The sequence below is a fragment of the Spirillospora sp. NPDC029432 genome, from assembly GCF_040703975.1.
Lineage (GTDB): Bacteria > Actinomycetota > Actinomycetes > Streptosporangiales > Streptosporangiaceae > Spirillospora.
In genome coordinates, this window is record NZ_JBEZWH010000057.1 from 744 (window position 1) to 17,305 (window position 16,562).

Here is a 16,562-nt window from a genome sequence, read left to right on the forward strand (position 1 = left end):
GGGGGGCCCCCCCCCCCCACACCCCCCCCCGCCGGTCCAACACCCCCCCCCCCGTCGTCGGCGCCCCGTTAAAGGGGGGGGGGGGGGGCCGCGCCCCCCCCCCCCCCCCCCCCGCCGCCGTTCCGGCCGATCGAAGGACCAGACAGGAACATGCACGCGCTCATCGCCGCCGTCGCGCTCGCCCTGCCGCCCGCCGTCCCCGCAGCCCCTGCCACCGCTCCGGCCGCCGCCGTCCCTTCCCGCGCGTCCCAGCCGGAGACCGGTGAACGGATCGCGCGGATCACGATCGCCCGCATGAAGGTGCGCGGCCCCGTCCGCGAGGGCGTGACGCGCCGGGTCCTGGCGCGCGGTATCGGCCACTACCCCGGTACGGCGATGCCGGGCGAGACCGGGAACGCGGTGCTGCTCGCCCACCGCACCACGTTCAGGGCGCCCTTCGCCCGCATCGGGCGGATGCGGGCCAGCGACCGCATCACCGTGAAGGCGGGCGGCAGGACGTTCGTCTACCGGGCGTACGGGAAGCGGGTCATCTCGCCCCGCCGGACGAGCGTTCTCGCGCCGGTGCCGTTCCGGTGGGGGGCGACGCCGCGGGAGGCCGTGCTGACGCTGGTCAGCTGCCATCCGCCCGGATCCGACCGCGCGCGGCTGGTCGTGCTGGCCAGGCTGGAGCCGGGGAGGGGTGCCTGGTGACCGGCGCGCACCACCCCGCCTGGGGCGCCAAGACGCTGGGCGCCATGACGGTCGAGGACCTGCACGACCTGCGCGCCGTCCTGTGCCGCGAGACGCCTCCGGACTGCGCGCTGCTGCGCGCCGTCGACGGCCGTCTCGACGCCCTCGAACCGGCGCCCGCGCCCGTACCGGCGCCCGTACCGGAGCCGGAGCCGGCGCCCGTCACGGTCACCGTGACCCGCGACGAAGACGAGTACGAGGACGAGTACGAGGAGTCCGACGACTGGGCGCTCGACGGCTGACGTCAGATCCGGCCCGCCGCCGGCTGCGCGGAGCGGTCCTCGCCGTTCACCGCGATCAGGTGCTTGACCAGCGACGTGAGCACGCTCTTGGTCGAGTTCCGGCTGCGCGCGTCGCACATGATGACCGGCGTCCGGTCGTTCAGGTCGAGCGCCTCCCGGATCTCGTCGGTCTCGTAGTCGTAGCCGTCGTCGAAGCAGTTGACGCCGACGACGAACGGCAGCCCGCGGCTCTCGAAGTAGTCGACGGCCGGGAAGCAGTCCGCCAGCCGCCGGGTGTCGGCCAGCACCACCGCGCCGAGCGCGCCGTGCGACAGCTCGTCCCACATGAACCAGAACCGGTCCTGGCCCGGCGTCCCGAACAGGTACAGGATCAGCCCGTCCCGGATCGTGATGCGGCCGAAGTCCATGGCGACGGTGGTGGTCGTCTTGCGGTCCACCCCCGAGATGTCGTCGACGCCGACGCTCTGCTCGGTGAGGACCTCCTCGGTCTGCAACGGCTTGATCTCGCTGACCGCGCCGACGAACGTGGTCTTGCCGACCCCGAAACCCCCCGCCACGAGGATCTTCACGGCGAGAGGCATCGCCGCGGGGTCGGCGTCAGAGCGCCTCGAGTCCATGGAGCACTTCCCTGAGCAGATGTTCGGTCACGGTCGGGCTTTGCTGTTGCGGGCGCCGTACCGCGATGAGCCGGTGGGCGAGCAGGTCGCCGAGCAGGACCCGGACCACGACCAGCGGCAGCCCCAGCCGGGCGGAGACCTCCGCCACCGAATGGGGCCGCACGCACAGGTCGACGATCGCCAGGTGCTCGGGACCGATCTCGGGCGAGGACGCCGCCGGGGTCGCGACGGTGGCGATGATGGCGATCATCTCGAAGCCCTCGCCACGGGTGCGGGGCCGGGCGCGGCCCCGCGTGAGCGCGTAGGAGCGGACGAGGGGACCGGCGTCCTCGTCGAGCCATTCGTTACCGGGGCCGCTCATCGACCGTTCACGACCCCTCGTCGAACTCGATGTTCTCGATGTTCGGCTCGGCGACCGTCTCGTCCCGGCCGCGCCGGGTGCCGAGCTGGATCGACGACATCATCGAACGCAGTTCCTCGGGCGAGCGTTCGGCCCGCGACTCGGCCGGCGCCGGCGCGGGCTCGCCGCCCGCCTCCTCGCGCAGCTGCGGCGCGAGGTTGGCCTGCCGGACCCGCTTGGGCAGCTCGGGCCGCCCGCCGCGCGATCCGCCGCCCCGGGACGCCCCGCCGGGCGGGCGGCGCAGCGAGCCGGGACCGCCGGTGGTGCGCCGCTCGGGCCGCAGCTCCTGGACGGGCCGCGCGGACCGCTCGGGCCGTTCGGACCGCTCGGGCCGCGGCGGCTCGGGCGCGGGCGCCGGATCGGGTACGGAACGCGGCGGCTCCCCGTCCGGCCGGCGGTGCCGTGACCCGAGCTGCGGCGCGTCCTGGATGCCGACCGGCATGCCCGGCTGCTGCGGGATCGGGCCCGTCGGGCCGTTCGGGCCGTACGGCGGTTCCGGATGGCCGGGCTGGCCCGGCTGGACCGGCTGGCCCGGCTGGTTCGAGTGCAGGCGCAGCACCGCGCCGCCGGACCCGGCGGGCAGCGCGGCCCGCTCGTGGCCGCCGCGCAGCACGCCGGCCGGGACCAGCGCGTCCTCGCTGCGCCGGGTGAGCGCGAGCGGGGCGGCCTCCTGGAAGCCGTCGCCGTCGCCGTGGACCACGATGTCCTCGGGGATCAGCACGACCGCGCTCATCCCGCCGAACGGCGAGGTCCGCAGCGTCACCCGGATGTTGTGCCGCTTCGCCAGCCGGCCGACCACGAACAGGCCCAGCTGGGCGCTGTCGGACAGGTCGAACTCGGGCGGCTCGGCAAGCCGGGCGTTGGCCTCGGCCAGGCTCTTCGCGTCCATGCTCAGCCCGCGGTCCTCGATCTCCATCGAGAAGCCGCGCGCCACGACCTGCCCGGTCACCTGGACGCTGGTGTGCGGCGGCGAGAACGAGCAGGCGTTCTCGATGAGTTCGGCGAGCAGGTGGATGACGTCCGCGACCGCCACGCCGGAGATCGCGGCCTGCGACATCGGGGCGACCGACACCCGGGTGTAGTCCTCGACCTCCGACGCGGCCGCGCGGGCCACGTCGATGACCGCGACCGGGTTGCGCCAGCCGCGGCCCGGCGCCTGGCCGGACAGGATGATGAGGCCCTCCGCGTGGCGGCGCATGCGGGTGGCGAGGTGGTCGATGCGGAACAGGTCCTCCAGGTCGTCCGGCTCGGTGATCCGGCGCTCCATGGAGTCGAGCAGGTTGAGCTGGCGGTGCAGCAGCGTCTGGCTGCGGCGGGCCAGGTTCACGAACACCTCGCTGATGCCGCGGCGCAGCCCGGCCTCCTCGACCGCGCCCTGGATCGCGGTCCGGCGGGCCTCGTTGAACGCCTGGCCGACCTGGTCGATCTCTTCGGTGCTGAACGACAGCGGCGGCGCCTCGGCGGCGACGTCGACCTCCTCGCCGCGGCGCAGCCGGCGGATGACGCCGGGCAGCTTGCTGCCGGCCAGGTCGAGCGCCTCGCGCTTGAGCCCGTTCAGGTCGCGGACGACCGAGCGGGCGGCCCAGATCGCCAGGATGACCGACAGCACGACCGCGATCAGGCCCAGCACGCCGGCCAGCGCGACCCGCATGATGATCGCGTTGGAGATCGGCTCGGCTCGCTGCTCGGCGGCGGCGATCAGCGACAGCTCCAGGCCGCGCAGCCGGGTGAGGTTGGAGTCGACGGTGGTCTTCCACAGCACCGGGGCGTCGGCGCCGGCGCGCGGCAGCCGGACGCTGTTGACGTAGCGGTCCTCCAGCGCGCGCAGCCGGCCGTACTGCGGGGTGCTGGTGACCCGGCGGAAGTACGTGCGGTCCTCGGTGCGGAGCTCGGGCGAGGCGATGTCGTACAGCGCCCGCTGGGTGCCCACCGCCTTGACGAACGCGGCGTGCTCGGCGCGGCTGATCCGGCCGGCCGCCAGCACGCCCGCGAGCAGCGCGTCCTCCTGCGAGAGCGCCTCCCGCGCGCGGGCCAGGGCGACCTGGTTGCGGGCGTCCTTGGCGACCTCGGAGTTGTTCAGCGTGGACAGCGTGCCCTGCAGCGTACCGATGCCGCCGATCAGGCCGGTGTAGTCGGCGAACGCCTGGGCGCGCTGGGTGCCGCCGGTGTCGATGGCGTTGCGCTTGCCGGCCAGTCCGTCCAGCCCGCGGACGATCTCGTCCGCCAGCCGCCGGGTCGTCGCGGGAGCGGCGTCCAGCGCGTCCTTGTCGCCGGCCAGCCGGCGGAACAGGCTCGCCTGCCGGTCGGTGACCAGCCGGGCGGCCTCCATCACCGCGAAGTCCGTGGGCTGCTTACCGCCGAGATAGACCATCGTTGCCCGGCGTTCGGCCTGCAGCGTGCTGCCGAGCGCGCCGGACGGGTACTCGAAGTGGTCCTGAACGGTCTCGACGTTCCGCAGGTTCAGCCCTTCCCCGAGGGTGACGCTCGCCGCGAACGCCCACAGGATGCTCAGCGAGACGAGCGAGACCAGGACCAGCGCCGTGACCTTGAAGCGAACCGTACGGAACCGGCTCGTCCCGGTACGTGGCCGCCGATGATTGCTGCGTGACCCCATACTGCGGTCCCTTGATCGCACGAAGAAGGCTCTCTGTTAGCCGACGGTTACTGATCGCACGAGAGGGTACAGGTCCGCGTGATCGTTTGCGGAACTTGTGGGGAGAGATCTGAATCATTGCGGTTCGGCCCACATGACGGGTAGTCGCGGGCATACAATCCGCGACCGTGATCTTTAAGAGCCAGCTCAAGCGAAGGCCGCCCGGCCCTCCCGGCCTGCGGCGCCCCCGGACGGGCGGACGGCTGGCGGTCGCCGTGGCCGTCACCGCCGCACTGGCCGGGTGCAGCGACTCGTCGAACGCGACCCGCACGTCGCTCCCCCAGATCCCGGCCCAGCAGGTGATCGGCGCGACCGAGGGGCAGCTGAACCTCGTCGCGTGGACCGGGTACGCCGAGGACGGCTCGACCGATCCGAAGGTCGACTGGGTCACCCCGTTCACCAAGGCGACCGGCTGCCGGGTGCGCACCAAGATCGCCGACACGTCGGACTCGATGGTCGCGCTGATGAAGACCGGCAAGTACGACGGCGTGTCGGCGTCCGGCGACGCCAGCCTCCGCCTGGTGTACGGCGGCGACGTCGCGCCGGTGAACACCTCGCTGCTGACCAACTACCCCGACATCGCGGACTACCTCAAGGAACAGCCGTACAATTCGGTCGGTGGGCAGATGTACGGCGTCCCGCACGGTTACGGCGCCAACTATCTGATGTATCGCACCGACAAGCTGCCGCAGCCGCCGACGTCCTGGAACGTCGTGTGGGACAAGAACTCGCCCGCCGCCGGCAACATCACCGCCTACGACTCCCCGATCTACATCGCCGACGCGGCCCTCTACCTCAAGGCGCACCGTCCCGACCTGAAGATCAAGGACCCGTACGCGCTGGACGAGAAGCAGTTCGAGGCCGCGCTGGACCTGCTCCGGCAGCAGCGCCCGAACGTCGGCCAGTACTGGCACAACTACGCCGACGAGCTGCAGTCGTTCGTCCTCGGCGACAACCACGCCGGCACCGCCTGGCAGGTGACCGCCAACCTGGCCAAGGAGCAGAAGGCCCCGGTCGACACGGTGCTGCCCGTCGAGGGCGCCACCGGCTGGTCCGACACGTGGATGATCTCCTCCCGCGCCAAGCACCCCAACTGCATGTACCGCTGGATGAACTGGATCACCACACCGAAGGTGCAGGCCCAGGTCGCCCAGTGGTTCGGACAGGCGGCCGCCAACCCCAAGGCGTGCCGCTACACGGCCAAGGGATTCTGCGCGACGTTCAAGGTCGGCGACGCCGACTTCTACAAGCGCATCGCGTTCTGGAAGACGCCCGTGTCCAACTGCGGCGACGACCGGGGCGACGGGTGCGTCGAGTACGCGCGCTGGTCCCAGGCCTGGACAGAGATCAAGGGCTAGGAGGAAGACCCCGGAAACACCAGGACCCCAGCATCTCCCTTCATCCCCCGAACGTGCGATGGCGCACGACAAGGAGAGCAATCCCGTGAAGTTCAGCTACGCCATGCTTCCCGACTACCCCGTCGCGGAGTCGCTGGCCTCCATCAGGCTCGCCGACGAGCTCGGGTTCCACGCCGTGTACGCGGCCGACGAGCCGTGGCACAAGGACCTGTGGCTGCTGTTCGCCGCCGCCGCCGCGCAGACCTCCCAGATCCGCATGGGTCCGAGCGTCTCGGCGGTCACCCTGCGCGAGCCGAGCCTGATCGCCCAGGCCGCCGCCACCCTCGACGAGCTGACCGGCGGCCGCGCCGACGTCGTCCTCGGCAGCGGCAACTTCGGCGTGCTGGCCCAGTACAAGATGGACTGGACCAAGACCAAGCCGCTCACCCGCGTCAAGGAGGCCGTCGCGGCCGTCCGGACCCTGCTGGACGAGGGGGCCATCACCCGCGACGGCGAGTTCTACTCGTACGACGGCCTGTTCACCTTCGCCCGGCCCGTCCAGGAGCACCTCCCCGTCAAGATCGGCGCGATGCGCGGGCCGAAGTCGTTCCAGGCCGCCGGCGAGCTGTCCGACGGCGTCCACCACGCGCTGAGCTACTCGCGCGGCGCGTACGAGTACGCCGTCGAGAACTTCCGGATCGGCGCCGAGCGGGCGGGCAAGGACTGGGAGTCGATGGACATCGGCGCCTGGGTCGTGTTCGCGACCGGCCCCGACTCGCAGGCGGCCAAGGAGGCGGCCCGCAGCATGGTCGGCCTCTACGCCTCCGCGATGCCGGCCGAGCAGCTGGAGCGCAACGGCGTCGACCCGAAGGACATGGAGCCGATCGTCGCCGCCATCGGCGCCGGCGACCTGGCCAGGGCCATCGAGCTGACCACCCCGGACATCACCGAGAAGCTCTCGCTGGCCGGCACCCCCGACGAGGTCCGCGCGAAGATCGAGCGCGAGATCGCCGGCACCGGCGTCAACCACATGATCCTCGCGATCACCGACGCCACCCTGGTGAAGCAGTTCACCGGACGCGACGTCGAGAACGTCGCCGACGTGGACACCCAGCTCCGCCTGATCCACGACGAGCTGATGCCCGCGTTCAAGTAGGCACGCGCGCAGGCAAGGGGCCGGGCATGCGGCTTGCCCGGCCCCTTCCGCATGCCGCCGGCCAGGCCCGCTCGTCCACCGATCGGTGGACACGAGGTTCGACCGGTCGAGGCTGTCGGCGGGAAAGGGCGTCCGACCAGCATTGACGGCATGAGAGACCTACCTGTGCGGGCGGCCCGGTGGAGCGCCGGGCACCCCTGGCGCGCGATCGCCGGCTGGTTCCTGTTCGTGGCGCTGTGCTTCGGGATCGGCATGACCGTCGGCGGGAACGCCGCCACCACCGAGGACTTCCGCATCGGCGAGGCCGGGCGCGCGGAGGCCATGGCCGCCGAGGGCGGTCTGGGCCGGCGGCCCGTGGAACGGGTGCTGATCACCGCGCGTACCGGAGCCCTCGACCCGGCCACGGCGGACGGCGCCGCGCGCGACGTCACCGCCCGGATGAAGGCGCTTCCCGAGGTCGAGTCGGTGGGCGCCCCCGTACGGTCCGCCGACGGCTCGGCGGTACGCGTCGACGTGACCATGAAGGGCCCGGAACTCGACGGCAAGAAGCACGTCGAGCCGCTGCGCGCGCGGACCGCCCAGGTCCAGGCCGTGCATCCGGGGATCCGGGTCGAGGAGACCGGGAGCCCGTCCATCAGCGAGGGCGTCGAGAAGCTGCGGAGCGACGACCTCGCCCGCACCGAGATGATCGCCCTGCCGGTCACCCTGGTCACGCTGCTGCTGGTCTTCGGCTCGATCGCGCTGGCCGTCGTCCCGCTGCTGCTGGCGCTCACCTCGATCGTCGCGGCCGTCGGGCTGTCGATGCTCGCCTCGCACGCGTTCCCCGACTCCGGTGTCGGCACCAACGTGATCCTGCTGATCGGGCTGGCCGTCGGCGTCGACTACACGCTCTTCTACCTCAAGCGGGAGCGCGAGGAACGGGCCCGTTCCGGCGGCCGGCTCTCGTCCCGCGCCGTCGTGGAGCTGGCCGCCGCCACCTCGGGCCGCGCGGTCGTGCTGTCCGGCCTCGCGGTCGCCGCGTCCAGCGCCACGCTGTACCTGGCCGACGACGTCATCTTCTCGTCGATCGCCACCGGCGCGATCGTCGTCTCGCTCGTCGCGGTGGTCAGCTCACTGACCGTCCTGCCCGCGCTGCTGGCCAAGCTCGGCGACCGCGCCGAACGCCGCCGGGCCGGACGGCCGCGCCGGGAACGGTCCGGCGGCGGCCGGATCACCGTCGCCATGCTGCGCCCGACCGCCCGGCACCCAGCCGCCACCCTCGCCGTCTCCGCCCTGGTCATGCTCGGCCTCGCCGCGCCGCTGCTGTCGCTCGACCTCACCGACATGGGCCGGGAGACCCACCCCCGCGACATCCCGGCCATGCAGGCGTACGACCGGCTGAACGCGGCATACCCGGAGCTGAAGGCCATGCACCAGGTCGTCGTGCGCGCCGACCCCGCCCGTTCCGGCGACGTCGCGGCCGCCCTGGACGACCTCGCCGGGCGCGCGAAGAACGACCCGAACCTGGCCGGCCTCGCCGAGCTGCGCACCTCGCCGGACCGCCGGATCAGCCTGCTCGAACTGCCCGTACCGCACCATGTGAGCACGGACCAGGCCCGCACCTCCCTGGAAGCGCTGCGCGAGCGCCACGTACCCGCCACCGTCGGCGCGCTGGACGGCGCCGAGACCGCGGTGACCGGCGACGTCGCCCGGTACGCCGACTATCCCGAGCACCAGAAGGGCAAGCTGCCGTTCATCATCGCGGCCCTGCTCCTGGTCACGTTCGCGATGACGGTGTGGGCGTTCCGCTCCGTCGTCCTCGGCCTGGTCGGGGTGGTCCTGAACCTGCTGTCGGCCGCCGCCTCGCTCGGGCTGCTGGTGCTGGTCTTCCAGAACACCTGGGCCGAGGGGCTGCTCGACTTCACCTCCACCGGCTCGATCGGCTCCCGCGTCCCGCTGTTCCTGTTCGTGATCCTGTTCGGGCTGTCGATGGACTACCAGGTCTTCGTCATCAGCCGGATCCGCGAGAAGGTCCTGGACGGCATGCCGACCCGGCAGGCCGTGCTGGACGGCATCGGCGGCTCGGCCGGGGTGGTGACCAGCGCCGCGTTCGTGATGGTGACGGTGTTCGCGAGCTTCGTCCCGCTGCACATCATGGAGATGAAGCAGATGGGCTTCGCGCTCGCGGTGGCCGTGCTGCTCGACGCCGTCGTCATCCGGATCATGATCCTGCCCGCGCTGATGCTGCTGCTCGGCGAGCGGTGCTGGTGGCCCTCGCGCCGGACGGTCCCGGCCACGCCCGCCGCGGCCCCGCACCCGCTGGAAGTAGGCTGACCGGCATGGATCTTCGGCCGCGGCCCGGCGTCCGGGACCTCGCCCGGACGCCGGGCCGCTGGTACACCGCCGTGTGGATCCTGTTCGGCCTGTGGCCGCCGGCCATCGCCGTCCATGACCGTCCCGCCGCGACGCTGTACCCGGTGGTGGCGCTGCTCGCCGTCCTCGCGCTCTCCCACGCGCTCATCCGGGTGATCGGCCCGTACGCCTTCCTGTGCGTGCTCGCGGGCGGCGTGGGCGGGATGTCGTTCCTGCTCGGGGGCGGCGCGGCGATGTTCATCGTGGCCCTCCCCCTCTTCTGGATCCACTCCAGGAACCCGGGGCACGCGATCGCCTTCGTCAGCGCCGCCGCCGCGCTCACGTTCGCCGGCACGATCCGCTGGGACGGCGACACCCTCACCGGCAACGCCGTCTTCACCCTGCTCGGCTACGCGGCCGGCGCCCTGCTCGGCCTCTGGACGCACCGCGTCCTGGAGCAGCGCGACGAGCGGGCCCGCCGCCTCGCCACCGAACTGGACAGCACCCGCCGGCGGCTCGCCGAGGCGTACCAGCGCCAGGGCGCCGCCGAGGAGCGCGAGCGGCTCGCCCGCGAGATCCACGACACCCTGGCCCAGGGCTTCGCCTCCATCGTCGTGCTGGCGGAGGCGGCCCGGGCCGATCCGGAGAACGGCGCCCAGCGGCTGCTCTCCATCGAGCGGACCGCCCGCGAGAACCTCGCCGAGGCCCGCGCCCTCGTCGGGTCCGCCCCGTCCCAGAGCAGCACCTCGATCGCGGCGACGCTGCGCCGTACCCTGGACCGCTTCACCGAGGACACCGGCCTGTCCGTCACCGCCGAACTCCCCGAGATCGAGTGCGACCAGCCGACCCGGATCGCGCTGCTGCGCTGCACGCAGGAGTCCCTCGCGAACGTGCGCAAGCACGCCGCCGCCAGCACCGTCGGCGTCGTCCTGGCCCTCCACCCGCACGGCATCGAGCTGGAGATCACCGACGACGGCCGCGGCTTCGTGGTCGGCGACTCCCCCGGCTACGGCCTGGACGGCATGCGCCGACGGCTGGCCGAACTCGGCGGCGACCTCACCGTCACCAGTTCCGTCGGCGACGGCACCCGCGTCCTCGCCCTGATCCCGGCAGGTACCGCATGACCGAGCAGCCCCTCCGCGTCATCGTCGTGGACGACCACACCGTGATGCGCGCCGGCGTCGTCGCCCTGCTGGCCGCCGACCCCACCATCACCATCGTCGGCGAGGCCGGCGACGGGCGCGAGGCCGTCGAGCTCGTCGCGCGCCTCGCCCCCGACGTCGCGCTCGTCGACCTGCGGATGCCCGTCCTGGACGGCGTCGCCGCCACCGCCGAGATCGTCCCGACGGGCACCCGCGTACTGATCCTGACCACGTACGACACCGACACCGACATCGAGCGCGCCGTCGAGGCCGGCGCCATCGGCTACCTGCTCAAGGACACCACCCGCGAGCAGCTCGTCGACGCGATCCACGCGGCCGCCCAGGGCGAGACCGTCCTCGCGCCCCGCGTCGCCGAACGCCTCGTCGCCCGCATGCGCCGCCCCGCCCAGGTCCCGCTGACCTCCCGCGAGACCGACGTCCTGAACGCGGTCGCGGACGGCCTCTCCAACGCCGAGATCGGCCGCCGCCTGGTCATCGCCGAGGCCACCGTGAAGACCCACCTCCTGCGCATCTTCGCGAAACTCGACGTCAACGACCGCACCCACGCCGTCGTCGTGGCCATGGAACGCGGCCTCCTCATCCGCTGACCCCTACTGCTCCCGGCATCCCCCGTCCCGGACCGCTCCGCCTCACCGTCCACTGGGCAGGGCCGAGCGGGACTCAGTCACCACCCGTCCTGATAGCGACGGCCGTACCGAACAACACGTACTGATCGAGACCGTGGCTGCCCACACTGAACGCGCTGACGCGCAGACCCACGATCGCGTGCGCCCCACGCGAAGTCGCCACGTACGCGAGCTGGTCAAGGCCCTTCCCGATGTCACCGACCACCACCCACACCGGCCAGGCCTGCTCGACCGGCCCTACCCCCGCCACCGGAATCTGATCGGTCGTGTAGATGGGAATCGTCACCACCCCATGATGAGCCGCCCACTCAGAGCCCCGCTCCGCAATGACGTGAAAGCCGCGCACGTCCCTGCCGAATCCAGGCCGCCGGACGGGAACGCCTGTGAGACGCTGCGGACGTCGAGCCTCCCGGCCTGAAGGAGCCGCTATGAACGCGCCACGGTGGGAGCACGCGTTCGAGACCTACAACCCGTACGCCTCCAACTCCTGGCGTTCCCCCGCCCACCTGCTGGACACCTACTCCGCCGAGGGCTGGGAACTGGTCAGCCACGCGCACGACCACGACTGGATCACCTTCGCGTTCAAGCGCCCGCTGCCGGACGAACACGCCCCGGCACGGTGATCCGTACTCTCACCAGGATGCGCATCGACCTCACCACGATCATCGTGGACGACTACGACCGGGCCATCGAGTTCTTCACCGGCCCCCTGGGCTTCGAGCTGGTCGAGGACTCGCCCTCGCTGACCACCGACGGGCGTCCGAAGCGGTGGGTGACCGTACGGCCGCCCGGCGCCGAGACCGGCGTCCTGCTCGCCCGGGCGGACGGCGAGCGCCAGACCGCCGCCATCGGGGACCAGGTCGCGGGCCGGGTCGGGTTCTTCCTCCGGGTGGACGACTTCGACGCCGCGTACGAACGTATGGCGGCGGCCGGTGTCCAGTTCGTCCGCCCGCCACGTACGGAGGAGTACGGCCGGGTGGCCGTCTTCCTGGACATCTCCGGCAACCGCTGGGACCTTCTCGGCCCCGCCTGACGCCGGTGCCCGGCCGTCAGTCGCGGTCGGCCTCGACATATCGGGCGAGGAGCCGCTTCCACTGGGCCGAGGAGATCCCGGACCGCATCAGGCCCGAAGGGCTGTACGGGCAGGACGTGTCCTGGCCGGTGACGTCCATCGACGCGACCTCGTCCCGCGTGCGCGCCTCGTACACCGTCACCTTGTACGCCGTCCTCCACAGCGAAAGGGTCGCCGTCGTGCGCTCCGGTCGGGACCCGAACGTCGGGTAGAGCGACCGCCGCCCGCCCACGGGGCACTCGGCGGCCACATCCAGCAGGTCCTCGAACTCGGCGCAGGCGACGAGCGTCACCTGCTCGGGCCGCCGGGGCTGCCAGGTGGCGGGCGGCTTGTCCGACTCCGCGACATCGCCCGCACCGCCCCCGGGCGCACCGAAGATCACGATCTCGTGCGGGCCGCGCCCCTCGTACGGCGCCGCCTTCGTGTACGCGGTGTCCTCGCACACCGCGTACCAGTCCTTGCCATAGGCCTGCGCGGGCAGCCGGTCCACCTTGGTCGGCAGGGAGACCACGTACCAGATCCCGCCCGCGACGAGCACCGCCACCGCACCCAGCAGCAGCCACGTCCGCACAGGCCCCAACCGCCGAAGCAGCTCCATGCTCAGAAACTAATGATCGCCCCGCCCCCGCCCTACTCCCTGACCGGACCAGGCCAAGGCTTAAGCGGGTTTGAAGGAGGTCGTAAGGGGGTTCGGGGAGTGTGGGGCTCGTCGGGTGGGACGAGGGAGGGTGCCGTGGAGGCGACGATCGTGCGGGAGTTCGGGGTGTCGCGGGAGGAGGTGTACGCGGCGTGGACGCGGGCGGGGAGGTTCGCGCGGTGGTTCGGGCCGCGGATCTTCGCCACGCCGGTGGAGCGGGTGTCGCTGGACGTGCGGCCGGGCGGCGCGTGGGAGGCGACCATGGTCGGGGACGAGGGGTACGAGGTCACGTTCGGCGGGGTGTACCGCGAGGTCGAGGCGCCGGGGCGGCTCGTGCTGACGATGGGCGCGCCCGGCGGGCCGGTGTCCGTGGTCACCGTCCTGCTGGAGGAGCGGGACGGGGTCACGACGATGCGGTTCCGGCAGGACGGCGACGGCGCGGAGCAGGCCAGGGCGGGGTGGAGCGAGTTCTTCGAGCGGCTTGCGGAGCACCTGGCCGTTCAGAGGACGTCGTCGAAGGAGAGGCCGCGGCCGTGAGCGTACGCGGCGGCGAAGGCGGCCTCGCCGAGGGCGGCGGTGTGCTTCGCGGTGACGCGCTCGATGTCGCGGGTCTCGGACGGGTTGTACGTGCCGCCGTGCGCGGCGCGGGCGGCGGCGGCCAGACCGAGGAGGCGGGCGCCGTCCTCGGCGGGTGAGGCGGCGGCGAGGGCCTCGACGGCGAACGCGGTCGTCCAGGGGTCGCCGACCTTCAGGGCGGTGGTGAACGCCTCCGCGGCGAGTGCGCGGGCGCGGGCGGTGTCGCCGCGCTGCTCGTGGAGGAACGCCAGTTCGGCGAGGGTGGAGGGGAGGAAGAGGGGCGGTTCGCCGTCGCGGGGGACGCCGTCGAGCATCGCGTCCAGGTGCTTCTCGGCCTCGTCGAGGCGGCCGGCGCGGCGGGCGGCGCTGGCGTAGCCCATCCAGGCCATCATGCGGCCCTCCTGGTAGCCCTGCTCGTCGGCGAGGCGGAGGGCCCGGTCGCACTGGGACATCGCGCTCTCGTGGTCGCCGGCGTTCAGGGCCATCCAGCCGAGCCAGGACATGCGGCGCACGGCGTCCGGCCACAGGCCCATCTCCTCGGCGAGCCGCAGGCCGTCGGTGAACAGGCGGGCGGCCCGGTCGACGTCGCCGGCGCCTTCGGCGAGGGCGGCCAGCCATTCGGTGGCCTGGAGGCGGCCCCAGCGGTCGCCGAGGTCGCGGAAGATCCGCTCGCTCTCGGCGCCGGCGCGCTCGCCGGCCTCCAGCTCGCGGAGGGAGAACGCGTCGCGGGCGTGCCGGCTCAGCGCGGCGGCGGTGCCCCAGCGGTCGCCGGTCTCGCGGAACGTGGCGAGCGCGGCGTCGTTCAGTTCGCGGGACGAGGGCAGGTCGGGAAGGCTGAGCGAGACGAACCACTGGGCCCGCGCGCGGTCGCCGGGGTCGGTGAGGCCGTCCAGGGCGCCCTTCCAGTCGGCGTCCCCGCCGGTCAGGAGGGTGAAGCCGGCGAGCCAGGCGGCGGCCCTGGCCCGGTCGGGGCCGGGGTCGGCGCCGGTCAGGGCGCGGGTGAGCGAGCGGCGCGCCTCGGGGAGGCGTCCGCGCAGGAACCAGTACCAGGCGAGCGCGTTGACCAGCCGCAGGGCGACGGGCGGGGAGGCGGCGTCGAGGGCGGCGCGGAGGTTCGCGGACTCGGCGTCCAGGCGCCGCATCCATTCCGTCTGGTCGGCTCCGCGCAGATGCCGCTCGGCCCGCACGGCGAGTCCGGTGTAGTACGCGGCGTGGGCCGAGCGGACGGTCTCCGTCTCGCCGGCGTCCTCCAGCCGGCGCAGGCAGTACGCGGCGACCGATTCGAGGAGCCGGTAGCGCATGCCGCGGGCGCCGTCCGCGGCGACGACGAGGGAACGGTCGACGAGCCGTCCCAGGACGTCCACGACGTCGATGTCCGGTTCGCCGCAGACGGTCTCGGCCGCGTCCAGGTCGCAGCCGTCGGCGTGGACCGCGAGGCGCCGCAGGACGAGCCGTTCCTCGTCGCCGAGCAGCGTCCAGCTCCAGTCGATGACGGCGGCGAGGGTCTGCTGCCGGGCGGGCGCGCCGCGCTGGAAGCCCTTCAGGAGGCGGAACCGGTCGTCGAGCCGCGCCACGATCTCCTGGACGCCGAGGGCGCGGACGCGGGTCGCGGCCAGTTCCAGCGCCAGCGGGATGCCGTCCAGCCTGCGGCAGAGCTGCGCGACCGCGCCGGCGTTGGCCGCGTCGAGCGCGAAGCCGGGCGCGGCGGCGGCCGCCCGCGCCTGGAACAGCCGTGCGGCGTCGGTCGCGGCCACGGCGGGCAGGTCGTCGGATCCGGCGGGGACGGCGAGGGCCGGGACGCCGTACAGCGTCTCGCCCGCGACGTTCAGCGGCTCCCGGCTGGTGGCGAGGATCCGCAGGCCGGGGGCGGCGCGCAGCAGCCGGCCGGCCAGCGCGGCGGCCTGGTCGATCACGTGCTCGCAGTTGTCGAGGACCAGCAGGAGGCGCCGGTCGCGCAGCGCCCCGGTCAGGTGGTCCAGGGCGTCGGCGGCCCCGGCGCGGACGTCGAGGGCGGCGAGCGCGGCCTCGGCGAGCGATGCCGTGCCGGGTTCGTACGCGGCGAGTTCGACGATCCAGACGCCGTCCGGCTGGCCGTCCAGGAGCCGCCTTCCGACCTCCAGGGCCAGGCTCGTCTTGCCCACGCCTCCGGGGCCGGTGAGGGTGACGAGGCGCTCGCCGGCCAGCAGGTCGCGCAGCTCGGTGATCGCGGTGTCGCGGCCGATGAGTTCGCCGACGGGCGCGGGGAGGTTGGTACGGGGGCGTTCGCGCGTGCCCTTCAGCTCGGGGGCCTGGCGCAGGATCCGCTCGTAGAGGGCGGCCAGCTCCGGGGACGGGTCGAGCCCGAGCTCGTCCGCGAGGCGTTCGCGCAGGTCGGCGTACGTGGCGAGGGCCTCGCTCTGGAGGCCGCGCTGGTACAGGGACGTCATGTGGACGGCGCGGAGCCGCTCCCGCAGAGGGTGCTCGGCGACCAGTTCGGCGACGTCGACGGGCTCGCCGGCGTCGAGGCGTTCGGCGGCGTGGGCCTCGGCGGCCGACAGGCGCGCCTCGGCCAGCCGCGCGACCACCGGCTGGAGGAACTCGGCGTCGGCGAAGTCGGCGTACGGGTCGCCGCGCCACAGGGCGAGCGCCTCGGCGTACCGGCCGGCCCCGGCGAGCCGCTCGAAGCGGGCGGCGTCGACCGCGTCCGGCGCGGCGGCCAGCGCGTAGCCGGGCGCGCGGGAGACGACCAGGTCCCTGCCGCCCGGCTCGGCGTCCGCGAGCGCGCGGCGCAGCTGCGACACCCGCACCTGGAGGGCGGCCGTGGGGTCGGCGGGCGGCTCGTCCCCCCACAGGTCCTCGATGAGGCGGTCGGCGGGCACGACCCGTCCCTCGTGGGCGAGCAGGTCGGCCAGCAGCAGGCGCACCTTCAGCCCGGGGATCGTGACGGCCTCGCCCGCATCGGTCCAGGTCGTGACCGGTCCCAGAACTCCGAAACGCATAAGAGGGACCTTATGCCCCGTCTCAATGCCCGTCTCAATGCCCGT

16 protein-coding genes are annotated in these 16,562 nt (G+C 73.2%); 10 read left to right on the forward strand and 6 right to left on the reverse strand.

Annotated features, from left to right (window positions below):
- Positions 1-150 precede the first annotated feature (150 nt).
- Positions 151-690, forward strand: a complete 540-nt coding sequence (locus AB0881_RS31860) for a class E sortase (protein WP_366622900.1) — start codon at positions 151-153, stop codon at positions 688-690.
- On the forward strand, positions 687-971 hold the full coding sequence (locus tag AB0881_RS31865) for a hypothetical protein (protein WP_366622902.1): 285 nt from the start codon (positions 687-689) through the stop codon (positions 969-971). The genes AB0881_RS31860 and AB0881_RS31865 overlap by 4 nt, the downstream gene beginning before the upstream one ends.
- Before the next feature lie 2 nt (positions 972-973).
- Here AB0881_RS31865 and AB0881_RS31870 read toward each other — a convergent pair whose 3' ends face one another.
- The 3 genes from AB0881_RS31870 to AB0881_RS31880 are packed head-to-tail and all read right to left on the reverse strand — an operon-like array spanning position 974 to position 4,602.
- Complete coding sequence (locus AB0881_RS31870) at positions 974-1,588, reverse strand: ATP/GTP-binding protein (protein WP_366622904.1); 615 nt, start codon at positions 1,586-1,588, stop codon at positions 974-976.
- Complete coding sequence (locus AB0881_RS31875; RefSeq protein WP_366622906.1) at positions 1,569-1,949, reverse strand: DUF742 domain-containing protein; 381 nt, start codon at positions 1,947-1,949, stop codon at positions 1,569-1,571. The genes AB0881_RS31870 and AB0881_RS31875 overlap by 20 nt, the downstream gene beginning before the upstream one ends.
- A gap of 7 nt (positions 1,950-1,956) precedes the next feature.
- Positions 1,957-4,602, reverse strand: coding sequence for a nitrate- and nitrite sensing domain-containing protein (locus AB0881_RS31880; protein WP_366622908.1), 2,646 nt, complete (start codon positions 4,600-4,602; stop codon positions 1,957-1,959).
- 167 nt (positions 4,603-4,769) lie between these two features.
- Here AB0881_RS31880 and AB0881_RS31885 point away from each other — a divergent pair, with 167 nt between their 5' ends.
- From AB0881_RS31885 to AB0881_RS31905, 5 genes are all read left to right on the forward strand, one after another.
- Positions 4,770-5,999 carry an ABC transporter substrate-binding protein gene (locus AB0881_RS31885; protein ID WP_366622910.1) on the forward strand — a complete coding sequence of 410 codons (1,230 nt, stop codon included), beginning with the start codon at positions 4,770-4,772 and terminating at the stop codon, positions 5,997-5,999.
- Between the two features lie 85 nt (positions 6,000-6,084).
- On the forward strand, positions 6,085-7,134 hold the full coding sequence (locus AB0881_RS31890; RefSeq protein ID WP_366622912.1) for an LLM class flavin-dependent oxidoreductase: 1,050 nt from the start codon (positions 6,085-6,087) through the stop codon (positions 7,132-7,134).
- Between the two features lie 150 nt (positions 7,135-7,284).
- Positions 7,285-9,447: an MMPL family transporter gene (locus tag AB0881_RS31895; protein WP_366622914.1), complete on the forward strand. Its 2,163-nt coding sequence runs from the start codon at positions 7,285-7,287 to the stop codon at positions 9,445-9,447.
- Positions 9,448-9,452: 5 nt separating this feature from the next.
- Positions 9,453-10,589 (forward strand): sensor histidine kinase, encoded by a 1,137-nt coding sequence (locus tag AB0881_RS31900; protein ID WP_366622916.1) that lies wholly within the window; start codon positions 9,453-9,455, stop codon positions 10,587-10,589.
- Positions 10,586-11,215: a response regulator transcription factor gene (locus AB0881_RS31905; protein ID WP_366622918.1), complete on the forward strand. Its 630-nt coding sequence runs from the start codon at positions 10,586-10,588 to the stop codon at positions 11,213-11,215. The genes AB0881_RS31900 and AB0881_RS31905 overlap by 4 nt, the downstream gene beginning before the upstream one ends.
- A 73-nt stretch (positions 11,216-11,288) precedes the next feature.
- On the opposite strand, the gene AB0881_RS31910 is transcribed toward AB0881_RS31905, so the two are convergent.
- Entirely contained in the window at positions 11,289-11,540 is a 252-nt protein-coding gene (locus AB0881_RS31910) for a hypothetical protein (protein WP_366622920.1), read from the reverse strand.
- Positions 11,541-11,682: 142 nt separating this feature from the next.
- Between AB0881_RS31910 and AB0881_RS31915 the strand changes: the two genes are divergently transcribed.
- Together AB0881_RS31915 and AB0881_RS31920 are read left to right on the forward strand one after the other, a co-directional pair.
- Positions 11,683-11,877 carry a hypothetical protein gene (locus tag AB0881_RS31915; protein WP_366622922.1) on the forward strand — a complete coding sequence of 65 codons (195 nt, stop codon included), beginning with the start codon at positions 11,683-11,685 and terminating at the stop codon, positions 11,875-11,877.
- A gap of 17 nt (positions 11,878-11,894) precedes the next feature.
- Positions 11,895-12,287: a VOC family protein gene (locus AB0881_RS31920; protein ID WP_366622924.1), complete on the forward strand. Its 393-nt coding sequence runs from the start codon at positions 11,895-11,897 to the stop codon at positions 12,285-12,287.
- A gap of 16 nt (positions 12,288-12,303) precedes the next feature.
- Here AB0881_RS31920 and AB0881_RS31925 read toward each other — a convergent pair whose 3' ends face one another.
- On the reverse strand, positions 12,304-12,924 hold the full coding sequence (locus AB0881_RS31925) for a hypothetical protein (protein ID WP_366622926.1): 621 nt from the start codon (positions 12,922-12,924) through the stop codon (positions 12,304-12,306).
- Between the two features lie 135 nt (positions 12,925-13,059).
- Between AB0881_RS31925 and AB0881_RS31930 the strand changes: the two genes are divergently transcribed.
- Complete coding sequence (locus tag AB0881_RS31930; protein WP_366622927.1) at positions 13,060-13,500, forward strand: SRPBCC domain-containing protein; 441 nt, start codon at positions 13,060-13,062, stop codon at positions 13,498-13,500.
- Here the strand turns inward: AB0881_RS31930 and AB0881_RS31935 are convergent.
- Positions 13,464-16,517 carry a BTAD domain-containing putative transcriptional regulator gene (locus tag AB0881_RS31935; protein WP_366622928.1) on the reverse strand — a complete coding sequence of 1,018 codons (3,054 nt, stop codon included), beginning with the start codon at positions 16,515-16,517 and terminating at the stop codon, positions 13,464-13,466. The two genes, AB0881_RS31930 and AB0881_RS31935, sit on opposite strands and share 37 nt — an antisense overlap.
- Between the last annotated feature and the right edge of the window lie 45 nt (positions 16,518-16,562).

What these genes read in the sequence shown, in the direction of transcription:
- AB0881_RS31860 (WP_366622900.1), top strand. Translation starts at nt 151, where the DNA reads ATGCACGCGCTCATCGCCGCCGTCGCGCTCGCCCTGCCGCCCGCCGTC.
- AB0881_RS31870 (WP_366622904.1), bottom strand. Translation starts at nt 1,588, where the DNA reads ATGGACTCGAGGCGCTCTGACGCCGACCCCGCGGCGATGCCTCTCGCC.
- AB0881_RS31875 (WP_366622906.1), bottom strand. Translation starts at nt 1,949, where the DNA reads ATGAGCGGCCCCGGTAACGAATGGCTCGACGAGGACGCCGGTCCCCTC.
- AB0881_RS31880 (WP_366622908.1), bottom strand. Translation starts at nt 4,602, where the DNA reads ATGGGGTCACGCAGCAATCATCGGCGGCCACGTACCGGGACGAGCCGG.
- AB0881_RS31895 (WP_366622914.1), top strand. Translation starts at nt 7,285, where the DNA reads ATGAGAGACCTACCTGTGCGGGCGGCCCGGTGGAGCGCCGGGCACCCC.
- AB0881_RS31900 (WP_366622916.1), top strand. Translation starts at nt 9,453, where the DNA reads ATGGATCTTCGGCCGCGGCCCGGCGTCCGGGACCTCGCCCGGACGCCG.
- AB0881_RS31905 (WP_366622918.1), top strand. Translation starts at nt 10,586, where the DNA reads ATGACCGAGCAGCCCCTCCGCGTCATCGTCGTGGACGACCACACCGTG.
- AB0881_RS31915 (WP_366622922.1), top strand. Translation starts at nt 11,683, where the DNA reads ATGAACGCGCCACGGTGGGAGCACGCGTTCGAGACCTACAACCCGTAC.
- AB0881_RS31920 (WP_366622924.1), top strand. Translation starts at nt 11,895, where the DNA reads ATGCGCATCGACCTCACCACGATCATCGTGGACGACTACGACCGGGCC.
- AB0881_RS31925 (WP_366622926.1), bottom strand. Translation starts at nt 12,924, where the DNA reads ATGGAGCTGCTTCGGCGGTTGGGGCCTGTGCGGACGTGGCTGCTGCTG.
- AB0881_RS31935 (WP_366622928.1), bottom strand. Translation starts at nt 16,517, where the DNA reads ATGCGTTTCGGAGTTCTGGGACCGGTCACGACCTGGACCGATGCGGGC.